At 44.5% G+C, this 26820-nt stretch carries 24 protein-coding genes; 18 read left to right on the top strand and 6 right to left on the bottom strand.

Translation table 11 applies throughout. From position 1 onward, the window contains the following. Window positions 1-6 precede the first annotated feature (6 nt). The 14 genes from BLQ81_RS06725 to BLQ81_RS06655 all read left to right on the top strand — a co-directional run bounded on the left by BLQ81_RS06725 (window position 7) and on the right by BLQ81_RS06655 (window position 14723). A complete protein-coding gene (locus BLQ81_RS06725; protein WP_092729191.1) occupies window positions 7-525 on the top strand; it encodes a rhodanese-like domain-containing protein in 519 nt (172 codons plus the stop codon). A 202-nt stretch (window positions 526-727) separates the two neighbouring features. Beyond that, window positions 728-1492: a DUF547 domain-containing protein gene (locus BLQ81_RS06720; protein WP_092729190.1), complete on the top strand. Its 765-nt coding sequence runs from the start codon at window positions 728-730 to the stop codon at window positions 1490-1492. A gap of 42 nt (window positions 1493-1534) precedes the next feature. After that, window positions 1535-2890, top strand: a complete 1356-nt coding sequence (locus BLQ81_RS06715; protein ID WP_092729189.1) for an NAD(P)/FAD-dependent oxidoreductase — start codon at window positions 1535-1537, stop codon at window positions 2888-2890. After that, entirely contained in the window at window positions 2887-4431 is a 1545-nt protein-coding gene (locus tag BLQ81_RS06710; RefSeq protein ID WP_092729188.1) for a 4Fe-4S binding protein, read from the top strand. Before BLQ81_RS06715 ends, BLQ81_RS06710 begins: the two co-directional genes overlap by 4 nt. Further along, window positions 4432-5901 (top strand): cellulose synthase family protein, encoded by a 1470-nt coding sequence (locus BLQ81_RS06705; protein ID WP_092729187.1) that lies wholly within the window; start codon window positions 4432-4434, stop codon window positions 5899-5901. Between the two features lie 9 nt (window positions 5902-5910). Next, complete coding sequence (locus tag BLQ81_RS06700) at window positions 5911-6603, top strand: glycosyltransferase family 2 protein (protein ID WP_092729186.1); 693 nt, start codon at window positions 5911-5913, stop codon at window positions 6601-6603. Between the two features lie 160 nt (window positions 6604-6763). Further along, window positions 6764-7588 carry a KilA-N domain-containing protein gene (locus BLQ81_RS06695; protein ID WP_092729342.1) on the top strand — a complete coding sequence of 275 codons (825 nt, stop codon included), beginning with the start codon at window positions 6764-6766 and terminating at the stop codon, window positions 7586-7588. Window positions 7589-7626: 38 nt separating this feature from the next. Next, complete coding sequence (locus BLQ81_RS06690) at window positions 7627-8511, top strand: hypothetical protein (RefSeq protein WP_245693197.1); 885 nt, start codon at window positions 7627-7629, stop codon at window positions 8509-8511. Continuing rightward, window positions 8508-9842, top strand: coding sequence for a glycosyltransferase family 87 protein (locus tag BLQ81_RS06685; RefSeq protein WP_092729184.1), 1335 nt, complete (start codon window positions 8508-8510; stop codon window positions 9840-9842). The genes BLQ81_RS06690 and BLQ81_RS06685 overlap by 4 nt, the downstream gene beginning before the upstream one ends. Then, entirely contained in the window at window positions 9839-10567 is a 729-nt protein-coding gene (locus tag BLQ81_RS06680) for a hypothetical protein (protein ID WP_092729183.1), read from the top strand. Before BLQ81_RS06685 ends, BLQ81_RS06680 begins: the two co-directional genes overlap by 4 nt. Window positions 10568-10726: 159 nt before the next feature. After that, window positions 10727-11479 (top strand): DUF6503 family protein, encoded by a 753-nt coding sequence (locus BLQ81_RS06675; protein WP_092729182.1) that lies wholly within the window; start codon window positions 10727-10729, stop codon window positions 11477-11479. Window positions 11480-11501: 22 nt separating this feature from the next. Continuing rightward, on the top strand, window positions 11502-12539 hold the full coding sequence (locus BLQ81_RS06670) for a glycoside hydrolase family 113 (protein WP_245693196.1): 1038 nt from the start codon (window positions 11502-11504) through the stop codon (window positions 12537-12539). A 167-nt stretch (window positions 12540-12706) separates the two neighbouring features. Beyond that, the gene (locus BLQ81_RS06665; protein ID WP_092729181.1) at window positions 12707-12904 is read left to right on the top strand and encodes a YgaP family membrane protein; all 198 of its coding nucleotides are present in this window, start codon (window positions 12707-12709) and stop codon (window positions 12902-12904) included. Window positions 12905-13316: 412 nt separating this feature from the next. Beyond that, window positions 13317-14723 (top strand): Gfo/Idh/MocA family protein, encoded by a 1407-nt coding sequence (locus BLQ81_RS06655; RefSeq protein WP_092729179.1) that lies wholly within the window; start codon window positions 13317-13319, stop codon window positions 14721-14723. A 343-nt stretch (window positions 14724-15066) separates the two neighbouring features. On the opposite strand, the gene BLQ81_RS06650 is transcribed toward BLQ81_RS06655, so the two are convergent. Together BLQ81_RS06650 and BLQ81_RS06645 are read right to left on the bottom strand one after the other, a co-directional pair. Continuing rightward, window positions 15067-15846 (bottom strand): 3-keto-disaccharide hydrolase, encoded by a 780-nt coding sequence (locus BLQ81_RS06650; protein ID WP_245693201.1) that lies wholly within the window; start codon window positions 15844-15846, stop codon window positions 15067-15069. 62 nt (window positions 15847-15908) lie between these two features. Beyond that, a complete protein-coding gene (locus BLQ81_RS06645; RefSeq protein ID WP_092729178.1) occupies window positions 15909-16706 on the bottom strand; it encodes an endonuclease/exonuclease/phosphatase family protein in 798 nt (265 codons plus the stop codon). 222 nt (window positions 16707-16928) lie between these two features. Between BLQ81_RS06645 and BLQ81_RS06640 the strand changes: the two genes are divergently transcribed. Then, window positions 16929-18533, top strand: coding sequence for a DUF748 domain-containing protein (locus tag BLQ81_RS06640; RefSeq protein WP_092729177.1), 1605 nt, complete (start codon window positions 16929-16931; stop codon window positions 18531-18533). Window positions 18534-18752: 219 nt separating this feature from the next. Here the strand turns inward: BLQ81_RS06640 and BLQ81_RS22205 are convergent, their stop codons facing one another. Then, window positions 18753-18920, bottom strand: a complete 168-nt coding sequence (locus BLQ81_RS22205; protein ID WP_175454176.1) for a hypothetical protein — start codon at window positions 18918-18920, stop codon at window positions 18753-18755. Between the two features lie 56 nt (window positions 18921-18976). After that, complete coding sequence (locus BLQ81_RS06635) at window positions 18977-19597, bottom strand: FMN-binding negative transcriptional regulator (protein WP_092729176.1); 621 nt, start codon at window positions 19595-19597, stop codon at window positions 18977-18979. Between the two features lie 110 nt (window positions 19598-19707). Between BLQ81_RS06635 and BLQ81_RS06630 the strand changes: the two genes are divergently transcribed. Together BLQ81_RS06630 and BLQ81_RS06625 are read left to right on the top strand one after the other, a co-directional pair. Beyond that, on the top strand, window positions 19708-21978 hold the full coding sequence (locus tag BLQ81_RS06630; RefSeq protein ID WP_092729175.1) for a helix-turn-helix domain-containing protein: 2271 nt from the start codon (window positions 19708-19710) through the stop codon (window positions 21976-21978). A gap of 141 nt (window positions 21979-22119) precedes the next feature. Beyond that, a complete protein-coding gene (locus tag BLQ81_RS06625) occupies window positions 22120-22830 on the top strand; it encodes a DUF502 domain-containing protein (RefSeq protein ID WP_175454175.1) in 711 nt (236 codons plus the stop codon). Window positions 22831-22916: 86 nt separating this feature from the next. Here the strand turns inward: BLQ81_RS06625 and BLQ81_RS06620 are convergent, their stop codons facing one another. Continuing rightward, window positions 22917-24434 carry a M20/M25/M40 family metallo-hydrolase gene (locus tag BLQ81_RS06620; protein ID WP_092729173.1) on the bottom strand — a complete coding sequence of 506 codons (1518 nt, stop codon included), beginning with the start codon at window positions 24432-24434 and terminating at the stop codon, window positions 22917-22919. 476 nt (window positions 24435-24910) lie between these two features. Between BLQ81_RS06620 and BLQ81_RS06615 the strand changes: the two genes are divergently transcribed. After that, a complete protein-coding gene (locus BLQ81_RS06615) occupies window positions 24911-25459 on the top strand; it encodes a C40 family peptidase (RefSeq protein ID WP_092729172.1) in 549 nt (182 codons plus the stop codon). Between the two features lie 58 nt (window positions 25460-25517). On the opposite strand, the gene BLQ81_RS06610 is transcribed toward BLQ81_RS06615, so the two are convergent. Beyond that, the gene (locus BLQ81_RS06610; RefSeq protein ID WP_092729171.1) at window positions 25518-26420 is read right to left on the bottom strand and encodes an NAD-dependent epimerase/dehydratase family protein; all 903 of its coding nucleotides are present in this window, start codon (window positions 26418-26420) and stop codon (window positions 25518-25520) included. Between the last annotated feature and the right edge of the window lie 400 nt (window positions 26421-26820).

Genomic DNA, 26820 nt, shown 5'->3' with positions numbered 1-26820 from the left:
CCCTTCATGAGGATTTCTTTATTTTCTGGCGGGACAGTTTGGGGTCTACCTGTATTCTTCTTGGGGATTATACTTTTTGCGACACCAAGTTTTTCGCAGTCCCTGCCTTATAGGACCTTGCTCAGCACCCTATATGACAGAGATTTTCCGGTTGTTAAGTCAGATCAGGTCACTGACATCTCCGAATATCAAATCCTTGATGCCCGCGAAAAGGAAGAATTTGAGGTGAGTCATCTTCCCAAGGCCCTCTGGATTGGGTATGATACCTTTAGTTTGAAAAATATAGCAGGCCTTGACAAAAATCAACCCGTATTAGTCTATTGCACCGTTGGGGCCAGGTCTCAGGATATAGGCAAAAAATTACAAAAAGCCGGATTCACCAAGGTATTCAATTTGTACGGGGGGATTATCCAATGGGCAAATGAGGGCAGAAGCCTGGAAGCGGCGGGAAAACCCACCCAAAAAGTACACACCTACACCCGAACTTGGGGGATTTGGTTGACTAGAGGAGAAAAGGTTTATTAGAATCCACCTTTTTGTCTGTCCCCTGACATTTTGATTTTCATCTTCATCCCAGATTTGGCTTACTGCGTAATTAATGGAAATCTAACCATGAAATCGAGCCTGCCTGATTCTAGCCTTACTTACTGTGATGATTATAATTCAACTGGTGACATTAGGCGGGCAACAGATTCCATACAACAACTTAAAGACAAAATATAACCGTATGAAACTCAATAAAACTATTTACTTCTTTGCAGTTTCAATGCTTCTCTTCTCCTGTCAAAGTTCGACTTTGGGATTAGCGGGCACTAAGCCACCCAGTCATGAGATTTGGGACGGCTTGCTTAAATCCCATGTCAAATCCAATGGATTGGTGGATTATAAGGGATTTATCAAAGACAAAGCAAAACTGGAGCAATACACCAAACTCCTGAGTGACAATGCCCCTGACCGGAAAACCTGGACTAAAGAACAACAATTAGCCTATTGGATCAATGCGTACAATGCACTTACAGTGAAGCTGATCGTAGATAATTATCCTGTCAAAAGCATTCGTGATTTAGGACCAAAATTTAAAATCCCCATGCTTAAAGACGTTTGGCATTATAAGTTTTTCAAAATTGGCGGTGTAGATTCCAGTTTGGATGAGATCGAGCATTCCATTCTCAGGAAAGAATTTGACGAACCTAGAATCCACTTTGCAGTCAACTGTGCCTCTGTTTCTTGTCCGCCTCTACTAAATGAGGCCTACACAGCCGAAAAAATAGAATCACAGCTTCAAAAAGTGACTACCAACTTTATTAATGACCAAAATCAAAATAAAATAACGCCAGACAATGCACAGATTTCTTCCATATTCTTATGGTTTAAAGGAGACTTTACTAAAAAGGGGACATTAATAGATTTTCTAAACACATACGCTAAAGTGAAAATCAAGTCTAATGCAAAAATTTCTCACAAGGATTATAATTGGAATCTCAACGAATAGCTAAAACCTTTTCGGTAACTTTTCTCAACTATTTTCAAAACAATGCCTCAAAGTCCTCATGTAGTCATTATCGGCAACGGAATCTCGGGTGTCACCTGTGCCCGAAATCTCCGGAAAATGGATAGCAGCGTCAGGATAACGGTGATTTCGGGTGAATCCAAATACTTCTTTTCCAGAACTGCTCTGATGTATGTCTTCATGGGGCACATGAAATTCGAGCATACGCAGCCTTATGAAAACCACTTTTGGGACAAAAGCCGAATCGCGCTCAAAGAGGCTTGGGTGGAAACGGTCGATTTCGCCAAAAAATCCTTGGTGTTCAAGTCGGGAGAGACGCTCCCTTACGACACCTTGGTGATAGCCACAGGTTCTAAGCCTAATAAATTTGGCTGGCCGGGCCAAGAATTAATAGGGGTTCAGGGATTGTATTCAAAGCAAGACCTGGAGCTAATGGAAGAAAATACGCAGTCCGGAATCCAGCGTGCTGTCATCGTGGGAGGAGGCTTGATTGGAATTGAAATGGCTGAAATGCTAGCTTATAAAAAGATCCCGGTGACCTTTCTGGTTCGTGAGTGCGGTTTTTGGAATAACATTTTGCCAAAGGAAGAGTCTGAACTCGTCGGAAGACATATCTTGGAGCATCACATTGATCTGCGCCTGGAGTGCGAATTGAAAGAGATTCTTTCCGATTCAAGTGGACGGGTTTCCGAAGTCATCACATCCAAAGGCGAAAAGATCGATTGCCAGTTTGTGGGACTTACAGCCGGAGTCACCCCGAATATTGAGTTTCTGAAAAATACTGACTTGGAAGTCGACCGGGGAGTCAAGGTGGATGAATACTTCCGGACTAACGTGCCTGATGTCTATGCCATCGGCGATTGCGCGGAATTTGACAAAGTGCCTGCACCGGATCGCCGCCCGATCGAGCAGGTTTGGTACACAGGCAGGATGCATGGAGAGACTTTGGCGCATAATCTCTGCCATGAACCCGTTCCATATCGACCGGGAGTCTGGTTCAACTCTGCAAAATTCCTTGATATCGAATATCAAACTTACGGTACAGTCCCGGCCACATGGGAAGTAGGTCAATTGAAAAATTTCTATTGGGAGCATTCCTCCGGTAAAGTAAGTTTCCGCATGTTGATGGATTTGGAGGGGAAAGTCCTCGGAGTAAATAATTTTGGGTTCCGACTTCGTCACGAAGTGATGGATCGGGCAATCCGTGAGAAGTGGTCTGGTGGAAAAGTCATGGACCGTCTCAATCACGCGAATTTCGACCCTGAGTTTTTCGCACCATATTACATTTCAATTCAGGAAGCGTTCAAAGCTGAATTTGGAGGAAATTTCCACCCTTCGAAAAAAACATTCATTCAAAAACTATTCGGCGCGAAGGTATGACTTGGATTGAAAAAATCGGTTTGGGATTGTTTTTGGTTGGTTTGACCACCTTTCTGGTCATTCCGTTTTTGGGAACTTACAGCCTTTCCGAAGAACTGGTAAAAGCAAACACCAAGGCTATTCATCAGGATAAAATGGCTGAAATCCTTGCGCCCATGTATGGGCAGGAATACAGTTCCAACTTTACCTTTCTTTCTGCTTTCGGAGAAAAATTCGATGCATACAATGATGATTTAAAGTCCCAGCAACTTTGGGATGAAGTCATTTGGGATGATTACAGTTTTGCCTTGGCAAAGGCCGGATTGAAAAGTCCCGTGCGTGACAGTCCATGGCTTTTCTTTGCGCTGGCGATTGGTTTGGCTGTTTTAGGTGGCTTTTTATACAATTTCCGCCAACATGCAGACGAGCCCGAGGGAATCAAGAACAATGGAATTTTCCATTCCAAGCTAAAAAACAGAGGTTGGATCGGAATGATTACAGGCTTCTTTCTGATTCTGTTTTACGTGGTGTTGTACTGGTTTCCGGCCTATTTGGTCAATCTTGTCTGGATGGTCAATCCGATTTCGGAGATGATTTCAGGCAATCCGGCGAGTCAATGGTTTCTCTATGGCTTGATTTACACGCTGGCGATTATCGTCATGGGAATACGAATGTTCCGAAAGTATCGGGGCAATAAATACCAACAACTTCGCACAGCTTCGGTGATGTTTTTTCAGACTGCTTTTGCTTTTCTGATTCCTGAGGTTCTTGTTTTGCTCAATCAGCCTTATTTCGATTTCAAAAATATCTGGCCACTCGATTACGATTTTTTCTACGATTATCAGATCGCTACATTTCTCTCCAGTGGCGGAGTAGGGATGTTTATGTTGATTTGGGGGATCTTGCTGATCATCATTGGAGTTCCGGTTTTCACCTACTTCTTTGGTAAAAGATGGTATTGCTCCTGGGTTTGCGGATGTGGAGGTCTGGCGGAGACAGTTGGAGATCCCTTTCGGCAGCTTTCTGACAAGTCCGTTAAGGCCTGGAAATATGAACGATGGATCGTCCATTCTGTTTTGGTATTGGCAGTGGTGATGACAGGAGTGACGATTGCCAATTACTTTTCAGGCTTTAGTTTTTTGGGAAATGTAACTAACCAGCTACATTCGTTTTACGGTTTTGCAATAGGTTCAGCTTTCGCTGGTGTGGTGGGAACGGGCTTTTATCCTTTTATGGGAAACAGAGTTTGGTGCCGATTTGGATGTCCTTTAGCAGCATATTTGGGTATTGTTCAGCGATTTAAATCCCGCTTTCGGATTACCACCAATGGGGGGCAATGTATTTCATGTGGCAACTGTTCCACGTATTGTGAGATGGGTATTGACGTGCGGTGGTATGCCCAGCGGGGCCAAAACATTGTGCGCTCTTCCTGTGTTGGATGTGGAGTTTGTTCTGCAGTCTGTCCGCGTGGAGTGCTGAAGTTGGAAAATGGACCAGAGGAAAACCGTATCAATGACTTGCCGATTATTATCGGCAATGACTCCATCAAGATCCACGCATAAATGATTTTCCTTTATTTCCTGTGCGGCCTGTATGCCTTGGGTATGCTTTTTATTCTGATTTACAGTTTGGCGCAGGGACATTTGCTTTTTCATTTTCTTCAGGCCAGAAAAGAATGGGACAAAGTTCCAAAAAAATCTCCCGAAACCTGGCCAAAAGTAACCGTTCAGCTTCCCGTATTCAACGAGCTTTATGTCGTGGAGCGATTGATAGATGCTGTCGCAAAGCTTAATTACCCCAAAGAATTGCTTCAGATCCAATTGCTGGACGACAGCACGGATCAGACAGTGGATTTGATCAAGGAAAAGCTAAAACACTATCCCGAAATCAACTTTCAATACATTCACCGAATTGACAGAAAAGGCTTCAAATCCGGAGCCTTGCGGGAAGGCCTGGAAAAAGCAACCGGAGAATTTATAGCCATTTTTGACGCGGATTTTGTGCCGGATCCGGACTTTCTGATGCAGACTATTCCCTATTTTTCCTCCGAAAAAACAGGAATGGTGCAGACGCGCTGGACGCACCTCAACCAAAATTACTCGATTCTCACCCGATTGCAGGCCTTTGCATTGGATGCTCATTTCTTCATCGAACAAATGGGGAGGAATCATCAGGGCGCATTCATCAATTTCAATGGGACAGGAGGGATATGGCGGAAAAGCTGCATTTATGATGCCGGCAACTGGCATGACGATACATTGACGGAAGATCTAGATCTTAGCTATCGGGCCCAGCGAAAAGGCTGGGTGTTTGTCTACCGCCCCGAAATCGAATCTCCCGCTGAATTACCCCCTGTCATGTCCGCTATCAAGTCCCAACAATTCCGCTGGACCAAAGGTGGTGCCGAATGTGCCATGAAGCATGCAGCAGCTGTGAGTCAGGAAAAGCTTCCTTTTCGGGTTAAATTCCACTCATTCGCCCATCTTTTCAATTCAGCGATTTTCATCGCAGTACTGGTGACGAGTTTGAGCAGCATTGGAGTATGGTGGGCAGGTCAAAAAGGTTTGGTTCCAGAGGTTTGGGTACGCATCTCCGGGATATTTCTCGTAGGATTTGTCATTATAGCTGCGGTTTATCTGGTATCTTTTTTCTACGGGAAGCGATCATTCGCCAGCTCTGCTTTGGGTGTGATATGGCAGTTGCCACTGTTCTTGTCCGTCTCTATGGGACTGGCTTTGCACAATACTCAAGCTGTATGGGAAGGATTGTCAGGAAAAAAATCACCATTTATCCGCACGCCTAAATTCAATCTAGAGTCGGGAAAAGTGAAACTTTCAAGCAATCGATACCTCCTCCACCGGATGCCGGTCACCACTTGGTTTGAAGGAGGCTTGGCTTTGGTTTTTTGGGGAATGGTGTGGCTGGCTTTTCAGGAGAACAACTTTATTTTCCTTCCCTTTCATGGCATGTTGGCGTTTGGCTACACGCTTGTTTTCATCACCTCGTTTAAATCTTACGGCCTCGGTCGCTAATTCCTGCTGATGCAAAATCCCCCGATCATTGACGTCATTATTCCTGCTTATAACGAAGAAAAGTCAATCCCAAAAGTCATCGCAGAGATTCCTGAAATGGTGCGGCACATCGTGGTCGCAAATAACAATTCCACCGATCAAACCGGAAATGCAGCCCATTCAGCCGGCGCAGTGGTCGTATTTGAGGCTCAAAAAGGCTACGGTAAAGCCTGCCTCACGGCAATGGATTGGATTAAAACGCAGGAAATCCAACCCGATATCGTGGTGTTCTTGGATGGAGATTACAGTGACTACCCGCATGAGATGCTCGAATTGGTACAACCGATTCTAGACGGAAAAGCCGATATGGTGATTGGTTCAAGAGCTTTGGGAAAGCGGGAAGCTGGGTCGATGACCTTTCCTCAAGTCTTCGGGAATTGGCTGGCGACTACAATGATGAAGTACATTCAAGGAGCTAAATTCTCGGACTTGGGCCCTTTTCGCGCGATAGATTGGCAAAAGCTTCTCCACCTGAATATGGTTGATCAGAACTTTGGATGGACAATCGAAATGCAAATCAAAGCGCACAAGGCTGGTCTTCGCTACACCGAAGTTCCCGTAAACTACCGCAAGCGCATCGGAGTCTCTAAAGTCAGCGGGACTGTGAAAGGGGTCTTTGGCGCAGGGTATAAAATTATTTTTACGATCTTTAAGTACTGGTGAATCAAGGTTTGATCTTCAAACTTGAATAGGTGAGGAAATTCATTTTCAATAATTTTCTTTTGTTTTTAGAGGGAAATTTTTCTCAATTTTAATTGGACGAGATTCTTTTAAGTTGAATTTATGTTTGAATTGAAGGTGTACTTTTCCAAATTTGATGAATATGGCAAGTAGTAAGGCTATAGAAGTACAGAAAATCAATGTATCGATCACTGATATCAAAGGTCAAGATTATATCTGCCTAACAGATATGGCTAAGGCCAAAACTGACGAAAGCCGGGCTGCGGATGTGATCAAAAATTGGATAAGAACTCGATACACACTTGAGTTTCTGGGTTCATGGGAAAAAATTTACAATCCAAACTTTAAAGTGGTCGAATTTGACCACTTTAAAACTCAGGCTGGTTTACCATCATTTGTGTTAAGTCCGATGAATTGGGTAGAAAAAACCAATGCGATTGGAATTTTTTCAAAGGCAGGGCGATATGGGGGTACTTATGCCCACAAGGACATTGCATTTGAGTTTGGCTCAGCGATCAGTGCAGAGTTCAAGTTATATCTTATTAAAGAATTCCAGCGCCTAAAAGAAGACGAAAACAATCGCCAAAAACTAGACTGGAATCTCCAGCGGACTCTTGCCAAAGTCAACTATACAATCCATACCGATGCCATTAAAGAAAAGCTCATCCCAAAAAGAATCACTTCAAATCCTTCCATGGTTTATGCTTCCGAAGCAGATTTTTTGAACTTAGCACTCTTTGGTATGACGGCCGCAGAATGGAGAACTGAGAATCCTGAGGCGAAAGGTAAAATCCGGGATTTTGCCACATTAGAGCAATTGGTTGTACTTTCAAATCTGGAAAGTATCAATGCGGTATTGATCCGTCAGGGCTTGGAATCGTCGGATCGTTTGCTTCAACTCAACCAGATTGCTATAACACAAATGACATCTTTGGTCAATAGTGTGAGTCTAAAAAAAATCAACTAAATAGGATCGGCCTGCTTGGTCAAAACATTGAATAGATAATGAAAAATAAGCTATTTGGGCTCTTTATAGTAATGATTCCTCTCTTTTCGGCTTGCAGCTCCTCCAGCCGTAAAGGCGTGGATGAAACCCAGTTTGCCGGATATTGGTATCAGGGAAAAGCGGAAATCAACGTATACGACCTGCAGCAAAGTAGATATGGCGAAGTCAGGGGCGGAAAAGCAGTGATGATTTTTGTTACGGAAGATTTTTCCAGGAAGAAACAGGTCAAATTGGATAAGCCGGAGGACAATCGCGCTGACGCCCAGAAAGTGATCAAACTCAATATGACGCGGGAATTTCTGACCGGTGTTTATCCCTACAACACCATGCTCTCGGTTTTTACACCTATATATGACGAGGTCCATTCGCCCAAACTCACAGCTTCTGTGACCGAATGGTGTGGTCAGGCATTTACCCAGCTCAATTTCAAAAACGGAAACTATCATGCGAAGCAGTTTTCCTATTTCGAGTCGGAAGGCGATACCGAGTCCAAACTCAATGCGATGGCTGAGGAGGAGCTATTCAACCTGATTCGGCTAAATCCCGACTTGGTCCCGATGGGAAATCAAAAATTAATCCCCAGTCTGATTTTTCAGCGCTTTGCCCATATTCCTCTGAAGGCCGAGCAGGCTACCACTTCCAAAAAAGAGCTTGGCTCTAATCAGGCAGAGATTGAGGTGGTTTACAATGAAATCGGTCGTAAAATCACGATCCGATACCAGCAATTTTTCCCGTATGAAATCCTCGGTTTTACCGAAACTTGGACCAAAACCAACGGTCAACAAGAAGTGACAACAGCGACTCGGTCCACGATGCAAATGATGGATTATTGGAATAAAAATGAGAAGGTTTATGAGCCATTGAGAAAGGATTTGGGGCTTTGAATCCGAAGCTAAAACAATGGCTGATCTATCTTGTAGTCCCGCTGATGGCTGGATTGCTTTTTATTTTAGCCCAAATCCCACGAACTGAATTCGCACTCACTTTTTTGATTTTCTCATTGCTCTTTGCAGGGATGGGATTGGCTTTTTTGATTACCGGGGAGAAAATAAACTGGATAGGCATTTTTGTGTCCGGAATTCTATTTCGACTGGCTGTTTTTGGCTTCGCTCCACAGTGGTCAGATGATGTCTATCGATTCCTCTGGGATGGAGAATTATTGGAAATGGGCGAAAATCCCTACCTACAAATTCCAAGCGAATGGCAAGAGGAAAACCAAAATCCGGATGATGCTTATCTGAAACAGCTTTTTCAAAATCTCAATTCTCCAGACTACTTTTCAGTCTATCCCCCATTAAATCAGGCTGTTTTTTGGATTGGTGCAAAAGCTTCAAATGGCTTTGTCTGGAATGGGTTTATGGGTTTAAGATTGATTTTGCTTCTGGGCGAAATTGGTGTGTTTTTTCTGCTTTTGAGACTTTTGCGCACATTCCGAAAGCCTGAAAGCCTCTTAATTCTCTATTGGTTCAATCCTTTGGTAATCTTGGAAATTACCGGAAATTTCCACTTTGAGGGCTTGGTGCTCCTTTTTCTTTTGGCGAGTATTAATCGCATGACAGCCAATAAAATGACCCTTTCCGGTGGGTTTTGGGGGCTTGCCATTGGGGTGAAACTTCTGCCCTTGATGCTTGCTCCGTCCTTCTTATTTTCTTCCCAAACCCGGAAAGACCTCGCGTTTTGGTCAGGAGTTTCAATCGCGGTCATCCTGAGTTTTGCCTGGCTTTGGTGGGATCAATCTTACCTGAATTTCTTCCAAAGTCTCAGACTCTATCAGGGAAAATTCGAGTTCAATGCCTCCCTTTATTACCTGTTTCGGGAAGTTGGTTTTTGGATTCAGGGGTACAACATTATCGAGACTTTGACTAAAATCCTTTCGCTCGCGACCCTTATCGGGATTGTCTTTTTCTCTTGGAAAAGAAGACCCAATTCGACCCCGGAATTGGTGGATTTATGGGTTTTGATTTATCTCATCTACCTGATTTTGCAACCAATCATTCATCCCTGGTACATTATTCCGGCTTTGGGATTAAGCTTATTGACCAATAAAAACGTTTTTTTGATTTGGTCTTTTGCCGCAATTTTTTCTTATCATGCCTATGGAAATGCAGACTTCAGGGAAAATCCGATTTTCCTTTTTGCCGAGTATTTGCTCGTTTTCCTAGTGGTTTACCTGGATTACTTTCGCCCAAAAAGAAAACTTAATTTAAACCGATGAGAACTCGCTGTCAGCTGCTCTTAGCCTTTGTTTTTCTTCTTCAATTTTCTTGTGTTCCAAATGCAGAAAAGCAGGGAAAAAGCCTTTTGAAAAAATCCATTGAGGCCCATGGTGGGGAAGCTAATTGGTCCGAAGTAAGCAGTCTGAAGTTCCGAAAATGGACCAGGCTGCTCCTGGAGGATGGAAGTATCGAAAGCGAACTGGATCAATGGCATGAGTTCAGGCTCAAACCTTATTTTGAGGGCAAAATTACCTGGACCAAGGATAGTATTATCCATGTTGTCTCTTGGGATGGAACACGGATGCGGTATTTGATGGGAGAAAATGAGGTTCAGAATCCGAGTTTTCTCGCCTCGAAAAGGAAAGATTTCGATGCGGCATTTTATACGGTCGCTCAACCTTGGAAATTGCTTGATGAAGGAACAAAACTATTCTATGAAGGGCAAAAATCGCTGGAAAGCGGGCAAGTTGTAGAGGTGATTCGAGTCGATTATGGCCTGGATTCAGATGTATGGTGGTATTATTTTGACCCGGTGACTTCGCTGATGGTGGGCAATGAAGTGCAATTGAAAGATCACCGAAGCCTGGTTAATAACCTTAGCAGGGAAGAAGTACAAGGGTTCAAATTTCATGGCAAGCGCGAAAGCTGGCGGGTGAACGAAAAAAATGAAAGGCTGTTTCTTAGAGCAGAATACCGATATTCGGAATACCAAATTCTAAAGTAGATTCTAAAAGAACAATGCTAGTTCACATACCAGATTAAAAATACAATTGAAATAGATTTCGAGTTGCTCAATGAAATATCGAATACGAAATATTTCAATTTTATTTCACTCCCCGCAGTGGAGTTTGTTTCCATAGTATTTCCAGTTATTTAAAAATTCATGAAAAAAATTATTTACATAATAGTTGTTTTAGCCGTCGGTGTTCTGGGCTTTTCCTGCAATCAGCGAACAGAGGCTGAAAAAATCGTTGATGCTGCAATCGAGGTGTATGGAGGAGAACTCTATGAAAGCTCCATCATTGATTTTGATTTTAGAAATATCCACTATACCATTTACAAAACTCCCACTGCTTTTGAGTACATCCGGGAATTTGCCGACTCAACAGGAATCATCAGAGATGTACTCAATAATTCCGGTTTTGTAAGAACCTTGGACGGTACTCCGATTGATACGCTTACCGAGGAGCGTATTGGCGCTTATTCACGATCCATCAACTCGGTAGCCTATTTCGCATACCTTCCATATGGTCTTAACGATGCGGCGGCAGTGAAAACCTACCTGGGCGAAACTGAAATCAATGAAAAAAAATATCATTTGATCAAAGTCACTTTTGTGCCCGAGGGCGGCGGGGAGCACTACGAAGATGAGTTTTTGTATTGGATAGGTGTAGCAGATTATTCCCTTGATTTCATGGCTTACAGCTATCATACCGATGGTGGTGGAGTCCGTATGCGGGAGGTTAGTGAAGTGATGGAAGTAGGAGGGATCCGATTTCAAAACTACCTGAATCTCAAGCCTGAGGACAAAAATACTCCGGTGGAAAAGATGCAAGAACTCTACCTTTCTGGTAACTTGGAATTACTCTCGGAGATCATCTTGGAGAACATTGTATTAAAACCGCTATCAAAATAATTCTAGCACAACTGAAACCCTTATGAAGCTCTGGTTCCGCAAGTACCTTTTCAGTTCGGTGGGTTTGATCATATTGAGTTTTTCAATTTGGTTTTTTATCCCTGTCGAAACCCTGATTTCTACCGGGGAGAAGTGGAAAGGCGTCTGTTGGGTGGGGAGTCGTCAGCCCCTTCAGGGTGGAGAAATTCAGGCCTTGGTGAATACAGGCGCAAATGCCATCTCTCAGACACCTTTTGGCTGGCAAAGCCAAAAGAACACACCGGAAATTCGCTGGGATATGAGCAATGAACGGAGATGGTGGGGAGAGACTCCGGTTGGGATTCAGACCACTTTTGACTCTTCGGCCACAAAGGGAATCATGAATATGCTGAAACCTCACCTGTGGGTCAGGGAAGGGTGGGTTGGTGAAATCGAAATGGGCAACGAGGCCGATTGGAAGATTTGGTTTGCCAATTATCAGGCATTCATCCTGGATTATGCACGCTTGGCAGAGAAACTGAACATGCCGATGCTCTGTGTGGGAACCGAGTTGGAAAAGACCTCTCAGCGGGAAAAGGAGTGGAGAGCGATCATCGCTGAAGTGAGAAAAGTTTACTCAGGCAAAATCACCTATGCTGCCAATTTTACTGAATTTGAAAAAGTGAAGTTCTGGGATGCACTGGATTACATAGGAATTCAGGCTTATTTTCCTTTGGCTAAAGATCACAATCCTAATTTGGATGAGTTGAAAAAGTCTTGGGAAAGCCATTTACCAAAAATCGAAAAGGTGGTCAGAAAGTATAAAAAACCTGTCTTATTCACTGAAATAGGCTATTGCAATACCGTCGATGCAGCTGTTGAGCCCTGGGTTTGGCCCAATGAGCGGAAGGAAATCCAGTTTTCGGAAGAAGTTCAGGCACGTTGCTACGAAGCATTTTTTGAGACTGCCTGGAAGAAATCCTGGATGGCAGGGGTATTTTTTTGGAAGTGGTATCCTGAGCGACACAATCGGGAGCCGGATTTTACTCCACAGGGAAAAATGGCGGAAGAGGTCATGAGGGCATATTTTTCAGCTGACTGAAATTGAGCCTGCCTGCAGGTGTGACCACCCAAAGACAAATTATAAACACCGTAAAATCACCTCCTTCTGTGACTTTTGTCATTTTAAGGGTTGAGAACTTGGGTTAGTTTTAGTATACAATTTCGCAAAAAGGTTTCTGCTTAAACAGATGAACTCATGAAAAAAATATGGGAGGAGTTGATATGGCCATTCGGATAATCGTGCCACTTGTCTTAGTAGCACTTTATTTCACAGGTACAGTGACCGGAACCTGGGGAGTAGTAGGACTTGTGGTTGCAGCAGTGTTTGTACTGACGAGCTTGGTAGGCTTCTGTCCCCTTTATACCCTGCTGGGAATGAATACCTGTAAAATCAAATCAGCTTAAAAGTTGAGTGAAGATAATTGATAGTGCTTTCAAATTATGGGAAAGACCGGAGGCGATTGCTTTCGGTTTTTTTTCTGCTTTCTGATCTACGGTACGGACTTCTTTGATTTTTTTGTTAAATAGCCTATGGAAATGGCGAAAAAATCTATCACATAAAATCGCGGCTCCAGCCTGGGCAGGTTTGGGCAGACAGATGTGGTTACTGAAAAACAAATTATAAACAGATGAAATGCCCATGATCCCGTAGGTACGGGATCACACAGGGGAATGATTATAAAGGGCATTCCATGTGACAGCTAAAAAACAAATTATAAACAGATGAAATGCCCATGATCCCGTAGGTACGGGATCACACAGGGGAATGATTATAAAGGGCATTCCATGTGACAGCTAAAAAACAAATTATAAACACATGAATAAAAGAAGAGAATTTTTGAAATCCACCGGATTGGCAGGTTTGGGCCTCTTCGGCGCTGGAAGTGCACTTGCAGAAGAGCTACATACCTTACCCCTCGAGGCAAAATACGGCGCGTCCCGAATGCAAACCTTCAATATGTGTGGTTTTGCTGCCCCAAAAATTGAAACTGTCAGGGTAGGCATTATCGGCTTGGGTCAGCGGGGTCCCGGTGCAGTCGACCGACTCAGCAAAATCGAAGGAGTGGAGATCAAAACCCTTTGTGATTTACTTCCCGAGCGTGCCGAAAAGGTTAAAAGATCTCTTGCCGGAACTCCCCACAGTCCTGAGCTCTACTCAGGAAGTGCCTATGCATGGAAAAAAATGTGTGAGCGAAAGGATTTGGATTTGATCTATATCGCAACCCCATGGGAATGGCACGTGCCGATGGCTGTCTTCGCCATGGAAGCGGGCAAACATGCTGCAGTAGAAGTGCCTGCTGCCCGCACACTCGACGAATGTTGGCAACTGGTAGAAACTTCTGAGCGAACCAAAAAACATTGCATGCAGCTGGAAAATTGCTGCTATGACTTTTTTGAAATGATGACTTTGAGGATGGCTCGTGAAGGGTTTTTTGGAGAGGTATTGCATGTGGAGGGGGCTTATATTCACGATTTGCTTTGGCTGAATTTTGACAAAGACAAAGGATATCAGGGCATGTGGAGACTGGAAGAGAATTTCCGAAACGGAAACCTTTATCCAACCCATGGACTCGGACCCATTTGCCAGATTCTTAATGTGAACAGGGGAGATCAGATGGATTTCCTTACCTCAGTTTCTTCCAATGACTTTCAGATGAAAGCCAAAGCACAGGAACTTGCAATGGAGGACTCTTTTTGGAATTCTTATGCGGCCAAAAACTACCGTGGAAACATGAATACTACGGTGGTGAAAACAAAAAAAGGAAAGACCATCATGATCCAACATGACGTGACCTCACCCCGACCCTATTCCCGACTTCATGTAGTCAGCGGCACCGAAGGCTATGCGCAAAAGTACCCCGATCAGAAGGTTTCCAAAGGGCATAGCTGGATGAAGGAGGATGAAATGAAAGAATTGCAAGCCAAATACACTCCTGAAATCGTCCAAAAAGTCGGTGAACTTGCCAAGCAAATCGGAGGTCATGGAGGAATGGACTTCATGATGGACTGGAGGCTGATCGATTGCCTGAGAAATGGACTTCCGCTCGATCAGGATGTTTATGACGCGGCACTTTGGAGCTGCATCACGCCACTGAGTGAATGGTCCGTCGCCAACCGATCCAATTCTATTGATGTCCCTGACTTTACGGGTGGTAACTGGAAAACAAATCCTCCCGTGCCCATAACACTGAAAGGTGGTGGGACTACGAAGGTTCGGGTGTAGTGGAGTAGGGAGACCGGAGATGGAAGACCGTAGACCGTAGAAGAAGACAGAAGATTGTGGTTTCCTGGGTAAATTAACAATCCTGAAAGGGTTAAACTTTGAATAACTTGTCCGCCGTGGCGGAACCCCGTGTAAAACGCGGGGAATTTAATATGTTTAATCAGGGACGACAACCCTGAAAGGGTTGAACAATTTCGGTTAAGTTGTAACTATTGTGTCAAGTAAAATCAGGACGTGACTTTGGCCTAAATTCTAATTTTCAGGCTCTTTTCGGTCTCCGGTTTTCCCTTTACCCGACCCAAGAAGAAATTTTTAATGGCAGAATAGCGGATAATCAGTTTTTCTAATTCTTGCCTAAGGCTTGATTTACCGCTTTTCTGAGTTTTTTGGGATTGTCTTTGATCTTGGTCAGGTCGATCACTGCCACTCTTCTGAAATCAATCGGATGGCTTTCACTTTGAAGGGAAATGTAGCCTTCTTTCAATAGTTTTCCGTCAATCTTGACAGCCGGGTCTACAGGACTCACATTTCCACCGCCGATTTGAGGTTTGAAATAGCTGAAAACCGTATCCGTTCCGACCAAATGGTGAACCTCCTCATCTCCCATGACGATGAAATTTGCCTGAACCCATTGGTCACCATGATAGGTTTTGGACCTGGAATTGATGCAATGCGGAGTGAAAAGCGTGTCTGCCAAAACCACATTGGTGCCGGGCGTACACAGGTTGCAGGTCGTACGGGGATCTTTTCCGTTTCCTCCGAGAAACTGCGCTTCGATCGAGATCGGGAAGTCCTGATCCTTGAGCATGGTCTTTGGGTCTTGAGAGTGTAGCATCGCGCCGCTGTTTCTCAGGGCCCATCCTTCGCCTCCGGGACATTGCTCACCCACAAACCGGTATTCGACTTGAAGTAAATAGTACGAAAAGGGTTTATTATAAAAAATATGGCCGTATTGCCGGTCAAATTGACTGTAACCATCGTAGCGGACCTGCATCATTCCGTCTTCCACCCGAAAGGTGTTTGCGAAATTTTCTCCTACCTCATGGGTTCGGATTTTCACCACCCAGTTGTTGATGTCTTTACCGTTAAATAGCTCCTGCCATTTACTTTTCTTTTCGGGCATCGTGAAGTTCCAAAGGAAGATTACCCCTCCCAATGCGATAAAACGGTAAAGTGTGATTAGTTTCATTCTTTTTGTTTTTTCATCCGAAGCACGGCCCACACAGGATAATGATCAGAAAAAGTGATGTGAGTCAATACTTTGTATTCCACCAGTTCAAATTTTCTGGAGTCGTACCAGATGTAGTCTATTCTTGCCCCTGAATCATGTGTTCCGTAGGTGTTTTGCAGGTCTCCCGCTTCTGCACCTGCCTCTTTCCAATGGGCTGGAATCCGGCTGTATTCCGGTGAATCGGACGTGAAATTAAGATCACCGACCCATATCACAGGCTTATCCAGCGAATCCGCATAAGAAAGAATAGAGTCCAATTGAGCTATCCTGTTGACTTCAAATTCATGGCAGAGGTGAGTGGATCCAAAATAAAATTCTTCCAGGGTTTTAAGTTCCGCTTTTACCCAAGCTATAGCCCGAGGTTCTCCTCCTGCCGGATTTGGCAGATTGACCGTATGGTAGTTTGATCCTTTTTTTACCAAAACACCTTCTCCATAAGCCCCACTGTCATATTCCATGGCTCGGCCGAAATAGCCCTTGTATCCGGTTTCCCTGGAGAGGTTTTTCATAAAATCCATGCGTTCCCCATAGATTTTTGCGGATCTCAGGGTCATGCTGTCGACCTCCTGAAGAGCGATTACTTCAGGCTGAATTTGAATCAGGAGGTTCGCCAAATCAGGTAGATTTGGAGTAGTAGGTTTATCAGCACGTTCTCCGTGAAGAATATTGTAGGTTAAAATTTTAATTTCCTGGGCCGAAAGGGGGGACGCTAGCATAAAACTTGCAATCCAAGCGAAGAAAAATTGCTTCATTCTCAAATGTATTAAAATGTAATTTACTCTAGTAGCCAAATTTGATAAAGGGAGGTAGAATTTTTCCAAGCTATTTATTCTTTTCAACAATCCTTAAACTTATATCTTACTAATATTCCTGATAGAGCCGTCAAAATCTTCCAAAGCTAAGTTTCCTGAATTTTTAGAGGAAAAGGATTGATAGCCAACTTGCTTCGCTGATTTTGTCAAAATATACCAACTATGAAGTTTTTAAAGATTTTTGCAGTATTCGTAGTCGTACTTCTTGTTCTTTTTGGAATAGGAGTTTACTGGGGGAAATCCTGGATTAATGAAAATCTGGAATCCGTGGTTAACTCCAATCCCGATCGAAAATACGATTTTAAATTTGACAGAATTGATGTGGATTTTTTTGGAAAGGTGATTCAAATTGATGAGGTGAAAATTACTCCTTTTGGGGAACTTGCGGGCGTTTATGTAGAGGGAAAAGTAGTGCAGGTTTTACTGAGTCAAGTGGAAGTCCTCAAACTTATCATGCAAAGGGACCTGATCGTCCAAAACTTATCCTTTTCCCAGCCGGATTTTATTATTCACATTCCGCTGGAAAATAACAAAGAGGCAAAACCCGCCACGGCTTTGCAAAGTCTTTTTGGAGATATTTTGTCCAGAGGAATGATCCGAAATTTCCAATTGGGAAAGGCAAGTGCGCGGATGATGCTTGGGGAGGATCAGATTGGCAGTTTGAATAACCTGAATATTGTAGCCAATGAGCTAAGCACCGATTCCTTAAAGTGGAATTATCCGATTCCATTCGATTATGAGCGGATTTTGATTTCGATTGACAGCCTGGACTATATCATGGGAAATGGTCAAAAATTCAAAACCGGAAAAATTGGCTTTGATACCAAAAACCAACAGCTTCAGATGAATTTGATTTCGCTCAAGTATCCTGAAGGAATCCAAAAGGCTTCCTCCAAAATGGATTTTCAGGTTGATCTGATCGAGTTTAGCTTGGATTCCCTGATCCTGTCAGGGATTGAAGCCAACAGTAATCTGTACTCCAATTTGGATATCAAAGCGCAGAAACTTGAGTTGTTGGGGCTTTTTCTGGAAGATTTCAGAAATAAGGAATTGCCGAGACCTCCCAACGAAGTGAAATCACTTTTCCAGGGAATGTTGCAAAAAGTCAATTTCCCCCTCAAACTGGACACACTGAAAGTCTCAAATGGAGCGATTGTCTACGGAGAATCCGTGCCTGGCAAAAACCAAACTTGGCAGTTTCACATCGATAATCTCAAGGGTAATTTTGTCAACATTACCACTATCCCGGAATTCCAAACGCTCTACAGGCACTTTGACGGGAAATTTACTGCCAAAATTGAGGGAAGCGGAAATTTGACCATAGACCTCAGTGTCCCTTACGACAAGGACGAATTTGATATGGTGGTTGACTTTACCTCATTTCGGCTGACTAAAATCAATGAAATCCTGAAACCGATAATGAATGGGGAGATCGTGTCAGGGAATCTGGTGAGGATGAATATAAAGATTCATGCGGATGTCTACCGGTCCACCAACCTGTTCAGATTTGACTATTCGGACCTGAAAATTGAGATGTATCAGAAGGACTCACAAAAGAAAAGCAAACTGATGTCTACCATTGCCAATATTGCCTTGAATTCCAACAATATGCCCGGGGACAAAAGATACATGACTGCCCACTACACCACTCAAAGAAACCGGTATCGAGGCCCATTTCACCTGATATGGTCCAGCACCAAACAAGGCATGATGACTATCGTGCCCGGTGGTGTCGCAAAAGAGATAATGAGTAACTCAGAAAAGTAAAAGGGGCTGTCACATACCTTCAGTTTGTCACATTGAGTTGGAAATATTTGGTAAACAAACAAAAAGGAAATGACGGCGAATTACTTCGAAAGCAGGGATTTTGTCACCTTGAGCACCTGACTGACGCGAGTCGGTCAGTACGAAAGGTCCTCGGGCCTCCAGACTCCCGTCTGTCGGGTGCTCGGACTTGCACAATATTAGACTATTAAAATCAATCTGTCATCGGTATCGAAGTCGAAATGCGCCGGTATTCGCTTCTACTTTCCTTCGTACTGCCCAACTCTCGTTGGTCAGGTGCTCAGGCTGACACAAATCAGGCCTTTTGAGACAGCCTCTTTTTTCAGAGCGCAGAGAAATCAGGTAAATAGATCCTTTGCCCCGAGACATGAGGGAATGGATTGTATTTTCTCCTCGAATTAGATTAAGGAAATGGCACTTGGATGCTACTGCGGTCTGATTTTCCGCATTTCCTCAGCGATTTCCTTATCTAAAGGAAAGGGGCTCTCTTCCAGCTTTTGGATGATGTTTTTATAATTCACCCCGTCCCGGTTTTGTGACAGCTTTGCACTGGCTTGCACTTCCTCGATTTTCACTTCAAATCCTACCAGTGCTCTCACCTGATTTTGTACATAGGACTCGGTCATCGTCTCCACCCGGACGCGATTCGGCCTACCCACTTCATAAGTATCAACCAGCTTTTTGAGGTGATCCATCAATTCTTCACCGGCAATCATCCGGATTTTTCCATAGACATGCACAGCGAGGTAGTTCCAGGTGGGCACATTTTCATGATTGTACCAGGAGGAGGAAATGTAGGCATGAGGTCCCTGAAAAATCACCAAAACATCCTCCATCCCGGCCAGAGATTTCCATTGGGGATTTGCTTTGGCAAAATGTCCGCTCAAAATGGCCTCTCCGGATGAATTTTCATCTAAAACGAAGGGCAGATGAGTGGCACAAGGCCTCCCATTCACTTGAGTCACCAGTGTGGCAAATGCGTTTTTTCGAAGGAAATCATGGATTTCCGGGTCGTTTTTCCAGGAATTAAGCGGATGGATGTACATGGCGATGAATTATGGATTGAAATTGTGGAATTCGAAGCATTCAGACAAAAGTTTCTTTCCTTTTGAATGTAAATAGGGATTTTTTCAATTGAAAAATTTACTTTAGTTGGATGGAAAACCAATCCACTGCCAGGCTTCAGTTGGCAGCAAAATTTGTCAATAATACTGGAGCCCCGATTTTTTTGACAGGAAAGGCGGGAACGGGCAAGACTACCTTCCTGAGAGAGCTTAGCCTTCTGACGCACAAGCGATTCGTTATCGTGGCACCGACAGGCATAGCTGCGCTGAATGCCCGGGGTGTGACCATTCATTCCCAGTTTCTGCTTCCTTTCGGATCTTTTCTTCCTACGCGGGAGGCTGAGGGAAACTTTACGGATAATCATGGCTTCTACACCCAGCAGACACTCGCAAGGCGACATCCCTTGAATCAGTTTCGGAGAAATGTACTCAAGAGCATTGATCTGCTGGTGATCGACGAAGTAAGTATGCTGCGTGCGGATATTTTGGACGCGATAGATTATCGACTGCGCAGCGTCAAGCGAAACTATCAGGTGCCTTTTGGAGGAGTTCAGGTATTGCTGATCGGAGATTTATATCAATTGCCTCCTGTGGTCAAAGATCAGGAATGGACTGTTTTGAGTCGGTTTTACAATTCCATGCACTTTTTTGAGGCCAAAGCACTGCAAAACTCCGGGATGATCTATCTCGAGCTGGACAAGATTTTCAGGCAGCAGGACGATGTGTTTATCCGTATTTTGAACAACCTCCGGGATAACCGGGCGACTCCCGAAGACGTCCGCGTACTCAATCAACATTTCAAGACCTTGGATCAAATCCGCGATCTGCCCCCTTGCATCACCTTGACCACGCACAACTACAAGGCCGATGAGATCAACCTGCGGGAGTTGCGAAGCTTGGACGCTCCGTCATTTTTCTATGATGCTGAGGTAGAGCGGGACTTTCCCGAAAACCTGTTTCCACTTCCCCAATCCATCGAGTTGAAGGTTGCTGCGCGGGTGATGTTTATCAAAAATGACACCTCGGGGCTTTCTTCCTATTTCAATGGAAAACTTGCCACCGTGATCAAGCTGGACAAGGAGCAAATCACAGTGGAGATGGATGACTCCCATGAGGAATTTGTATTGAAAAAGGAACTTTGGGAAAACAAAAAATACCGGATCAACCCCGACACCAAAGAGTTGGAAGAGGAAGTGATCGGGACTTTTTCCCAATTTCCCATCAAGCTCGCCTGGGCCGTGACAGTGCACAAAAGTCAGGGCCTGACCTTTGATCGGGCGATCATTGATGTGGGGCAGGCATTTGCTCCGGGGCAGGTCTATGTCGCCCTCAGCCGCCTGAGAAGCCTTGACGGTCTGGTTTTGAGGACCCGGGTGCAGGCGGATGTGATCTATTCTGATCCCAAGGTGGTGGATTTCACGCTTGGTACCGTCCTTCAGGAGAGCCTGAGCGACTTGCTTACCGCCCGCCAAAGTCAGTATTTGACTCAGCTGATTCAGGATACGTTTGAGTTTGGAAGCTTACTCAAATCCCTCAGTCAATTTGCCAAGGAGCATGAAAGCAGTTTGGAGTTTGAAGATGAGAGCCTGAGAAAAGACCTGTCAGTGATTTTTCAAGCCCTGGAATCGGAAGGAGAAAACACCCGGAAATTCCGTTCGCAGCTATTGTTTTTGCTGCAGGAGGGCGATCAGGAAAAGCTGTTGGCTAGAGTCGAAAAGGGGACGGGCTACTACCTGGATTTACTCAGGGGGATTTTGGAAAAGTTAATCCTTCACGAGGTGAAGGTGGAGGAGTTTTCCAGAATCAAATCCTACCAAAACGGACTCGAAGAATTGGAGTTGGAACTGCTCGGGAAGTACTTGGGAATAGCCAGAAGCGGCCGCCTGATTCAGGCCATTTTGAAGGGAGAAATTACCGGAAGGATGCCGGATTTGGATCAGCAAATTGCTGCTTTGAGAAAATCCATTGTAGAAACAATCCGAAAAACCCTCCCCGAAAAACCAAAATCGAGTACCAAAACCGGTCGTAAGAAATCCACAGCCAAAAAAACCACAGCTCCCAAGGAAAAGAAGGAAGACTCCAAGTCAATCAGCGTCCGACTGTTTTTGGAGGGTAAAAATCCACAGGAAATCGCCACAGAGCGGGAGTTTGCCCTGTCGACGATCATGGGGCATTTGGCATTTGGAGTGAAGTCGGGAGTGCTTAAACTGGAACAATTGGTAGCCGAGCAGGACATCCGGGAAATTCAGGCTGAAGCGGGGAAATATGATTCGCTCAAGCCTTACTTCGAGCATTTCGGAGGGAAGTATGATTACGGAACCTTGAGGATGGTCCTGAATTTAGAGCGAAATACCCTGGACTAGCGGGGAGGAAGTTTTTCTTTTTCTGAAAGTCCAATGGATGTGTTAGCAGGTATTGGAGGGCTTGGCATACTTTTCTCATAAAATTGACTTAAATCTTCGGTTTTAAGACAGACTAACAGAAATAATTCAATGGAAAATCCTATGCATACAAACCCGAATAAAAATATCTCATTGGATAAATTTTGGTCCAAACCATTTTTTATCAAGACCCTCTTGGACGGGCTATTATTGGTTTTACCAACAATCATTATCCTGTTTTTACTCTCCCTGATTTTTAAGTTTGTTTTTAATATTGTATCTCCAATCAGTGCATTATTGGACAAAAATGCCGAAAAGCATGCGTTGGTAATAAACTTATTGGCCTTGTTGATCCTGGTGGTATTTATTTTCACGATAGGATTAATTCTGAGAAGTGCCAGGAGTAAAAAATCGTTTAAAATTTTTGAAGGCAGATACTTACTTCGAATACCACTCTATTCTACGCTTCAAGAGACCATCGCGCAATTTTCGGGACTTAAGAAAATGCCCTTCAGTCAGGTAGTACTTATTGATGCATACAACACCGGAGTGCTTTTGACAGGATTTATTACCGAAAAGGCCTGTGATGGAATCTATACCGTTTTTGTCCCTACTGCACCAAATCCAATGAACGGGAATATTTACCATGTGCCTTCTACCCAAATGAGGTTTTTGGATATTGAGCCTGAAAAAGCCATGCGGACGATAATGGGAATGGGGACGGGTTCTTCGGTCTTGTTTGCGGCAAGAGAAAGGACAGAGGAAGTCGAAGAACTGGATGAAGTAAAGCGATTCCCCATAGTCAACGATACCAATCCCGAAAATGACGGGTAGCAAAAAAACTCAGCCCAACCCACGGTCCATCCACCTAGTTTCTTTTGCTGAAAGAGTCAAATCCTTATGCAGCTTATTCGAGCGAATCAATACATCGGTTCGGTGAGTACGCTCATAATGGTCACAATCCCGTCTTTGTAATTGCCCAATCTGAGATTTTCATTTGGGCTGTGCTGATTGTTGTCGGCATTGACCGTGGGGATGGTGACGGCCGGAATCCCCAATGCATCGACAAAAGGGGAAATGGGAATTGAACCTCCGGAAATCCGGATTTGAACCGGGTCTGTACCAAATGCCCGATTCATGCTCTTTCTCAGCCAAGCCCCTGCCTCGGAATCCATCGGGGTTCGAAATGCCTGATACGAAATAGATTTGTTGACTCGGACGATCTTGGGATACTTCATGCGCTCTTCATCGGTAGGATCTTTTTCTACAATGTAAAAACCCTGCTCCCGGATGTGGTTTTCGATCAGTCCAAAAAGCCGTTTCGGATCGGACTCCGGCACCAGTCGCATATCGAGCTCGGCCACGGCCACTTCAGGGATGATGGTCCGAGCCTCAGAACCTACCCAAGCCGAACGCATTCCGCGGATGTTCAGCGAAGGATATTGGATGCTCTCTTGATAGCTCTGTCCCACCTGATCCGTTCGGGAGATTCCAAGGCGTTTTTTGATGGCGACTTCATCATCAGGTACAGCATTGAGGACGGCTTTTTCCGATTCGCTCAGGGTAATTCCCTCATAGAATCCCGGTATTATGACTCTGCCGTTTTCATTTTTCATCGAAGCCAAAAGCTGAGAAAGCAACAGGGCCGGATTGGGAGCATAATTCCCATAGTGTCCGCTATGTTGTGAAAGCTTTGGGCCATAGGTCGTCAGAAACAATTCTGAGATTCCTCTTGCGCCGTAGCTGAGGGTAGGTTTATTGCTGGTGTGCTGGGGGCCATCCATGATCAGCATCAGATCAGCGGTCAGTTTTTCCTTGTATTGAATCACGGCTGCAGGAAGTCTCGGCGAACCCTGTTCTTCCTCAAAATCCAAAATAATCTTGATCGAATAATCCGGAGAAATTCCCGCTTGGGTCAATGCATCCCAGGCACTGATAAACATCGCCAAAGGTCCTTTGTCATCCGAACTGGACCGGGCAAAAATCCGCCAATCTGCATTGTATTCTTTATTCAGTCGATCCATTGGAATGATCTCCCAAGTTCCGTCCGCTGTTTGCTCTTTTAAGACAGGGATATATGGATCAGGCTGAAACCAACGGCTTCGATCTACGGCCTGACCATCGACATGGAAGTAGAAGAGCGCAGTTTTTTTCGGGTTCGGCTGCTTTTTTTCCACCAAAAGCAAGGGGATTCCTCCTGTTTCCAGTCGCTCCTGCGTCCAGCCTCTGGTAGCGAAGACATTTTCACACCAGACTATATTTTCTTCGATCTGATCCGGAAACACCGCGTCATTCGGCATGGAAACGAGGTCATTGAGCAGTTTTATGGCAGCTTGCCACTGCTTTTCGGTGAGTGCTTCGAGCTGTGCGCGTTCAGTTTTTTGAGCCTGAAGTGACAGGGAAAAAAGCAGGCAACAGATAAGGGCTGTAATTCTCATGGTAGGTGGCAATTAATCAACAAGTGTAAACGCAAGAAAAATAGTCAAAAGCGGGTGGCCATGCAACGGATATTTCCAAAGCTGAAAGTCCCGCTGCCAATGGGCCAGGCCCCTAAATAATCGGGAACTTGTACCGCTTTTGGAATCCAAATTTAATTTTCATGGTAATTACTCCGTGTTAGCCCGTAAATCGGCGGAGAGCTACCCATCTTCGTACCCTTTTCATTCCATTGACTGAGGTGTGTGGAATCGCTTAAAGCTTGACTTTGACAACTAACCCGATATATGCATTAGCAATTCTATTACGGACAGTAATTGCTTCAAAATCAGTCACTAAGTTGCTGTTTTCGACTTCACCATAGTGGTGCTATGCCTCAGTCTCCAAACAGCCTGATTTTATTGCAATTACTGCCCTCATAACAAAACCTAATGCATAAATCGGGTTTAAAACAGTAGATTTACGCAATTCACCCCTTATGATAAAGAGACACCAACTCCCGTTTATTGGAAAATTCGCATTTATGCTGCTGATTATTTTCTCGCTGGGTTTTGTATTCTACGAAAAGCCTGATGCGGTAAATACTCAAGTCCAATTGCCCGAAACGGTAAGCCCACTAGCTGCAGTGGAAAAGGATGATTCCTTGAAAAATAGCATCGTGGACTATGGAATTGAATTTCTGGGAACGCCCTATGTCACAGCGGGCTCCGGAAGAGATGGGTTTGACTGCTCCGGATTTGTCCACTTTGTTTTCAGGCATTTCAATATTAAAGTGCCGCGTACTACAGCGGATTTCCAGAATTTCGGTCGAGAAATCCCGGTTGAGCATGTCCAAAAGGGAGATTTATTGCTGTTTCTGAGCCCAACACGGAATGTGGTTGGTCATATCGGAATTGTCACCAGTGAAAATGGAAGGGAAAGTCAATTTATTCATGCCTCCTCAGAACCTGAGATGAAAGTCATCTTTACCGACCTGTCTAAGCCAAGCTATACCCGCCGCTTTGTGAAAGCGATCCGCGTGATTTGAGATAAGGGATTATTCCGGGGAATGCTCAGCCAAGCCTCAAGGCTCGGTGCTTTCAGGGTTATTCCGCTTTTACATAGTTTCGCCAGTTGTGCTGTTCCTTGAATCCCAACACTTCACGGATTTTCCGATTGGAAAAAAGGGCCTCATGCCCTTCCAATTCCCGGGTAAGGGGTACGCCGGGAAAAAACTGTTCAGCCAAGGTATTGCTCGGGATAATGGCACCGTTGTGGTCATTTCCGGCATTGAAAACCTGAAAGCCAAGCCCGTCCTTTTTCAAACACAAGTCCACAATCTGACCCAAGTCCCGGGCGTCGATGTAACAGAACGCATTCCGCCGACGTACTTCCGGGTTTTTGAAATAATTGGGAAACAATTCGGCGTATTCGTGGGGCTCAATTACATTTCCGATGCGAAGGGCATAGATATCGATCCCCGATCGGCGCTGGAAGGCACGGGCAGTTTGCTCATTTACCACCTTGGATAAGCCATAGCTATCCATGGGATCCACATCATAGTCCTCCTCCAAAGGCAGTGAATTGGGATCGGTTTTGCCGTCGGAAAAGCAGATGCCATAGGTTGTCTCGGAGGAGGCGATGATGACTTTCTTTATCCCAAGCTTGACCGCAGCCTCAATCACATTATAGGTACCCAGGGTATTGACCCGAAAAGTTTCATTGTCCGGATTGATCAGGATTCGGGGTACAGCGGCAAAATGAACCACCGCATCAAACTTCGGTATCCCATTTCCTGCTTCCAATTCATCCAAGCCAGCGTACGAACTCATTGCATTAAACATCTGTCCGGAGTCCGTGATATCCGCTGTCAGATTATCCACTCCGGGAATTTTCAATGGCACGAGGTCAACATTCATTACCCGATATCCTTGTTCGAGTAGGTAAGGGATCACGTGCTTTCCTGCTTTTCCTGATCCTCCGGTGAAGAATATGCGTTTTTTGGACATGGGGGGTTTTGCTTAGGTCTGATTTTTAGCTGAAGTCTGGCTTGTGGCGGGAATTTACCAAGCGCTGCAATCCGAATCAAGGCAAAACTAAACCAAAGGATCGCAATACAGTAGCGAAACCAGCTTTTCCATGTCCAATTTGGCACCTTTTACAAATAGCGGTATCCCGTCCCAAGAGCCATGGGACTATGCTGCTTATTTGAAAACCCCTCAACCTTGAAAAAGCTATATGTGGTAATTTGATTCATAGTCACTAAAGCATTTTAAACGGATAATAATTCTAAAATCTAATTATCCGCAATCCTGCCAGAAATTAAGAAATATGCTTTAGAAGTTGCGGCTAATCGTCCACAGACAACGGTCGACGGTCCACACCTGTGCGCCGTGGCGTAGCATGTTC

It is taken from the genome of Algoriphagus alkaliphilus (assembly GCF_900103735.1).
Lineage (GTDB): Bacteria > Bacteroidota > Bacteroidia > Cytophagales > Cyclobacteriaceae > Algoriphagus > Algoriphagus alkaliphilus.
The sequence above is the reverse complement of the archived record's forward strand: the minus strand, read 5'-3'. Positions and strand labels throughout refer to the sequence as shown.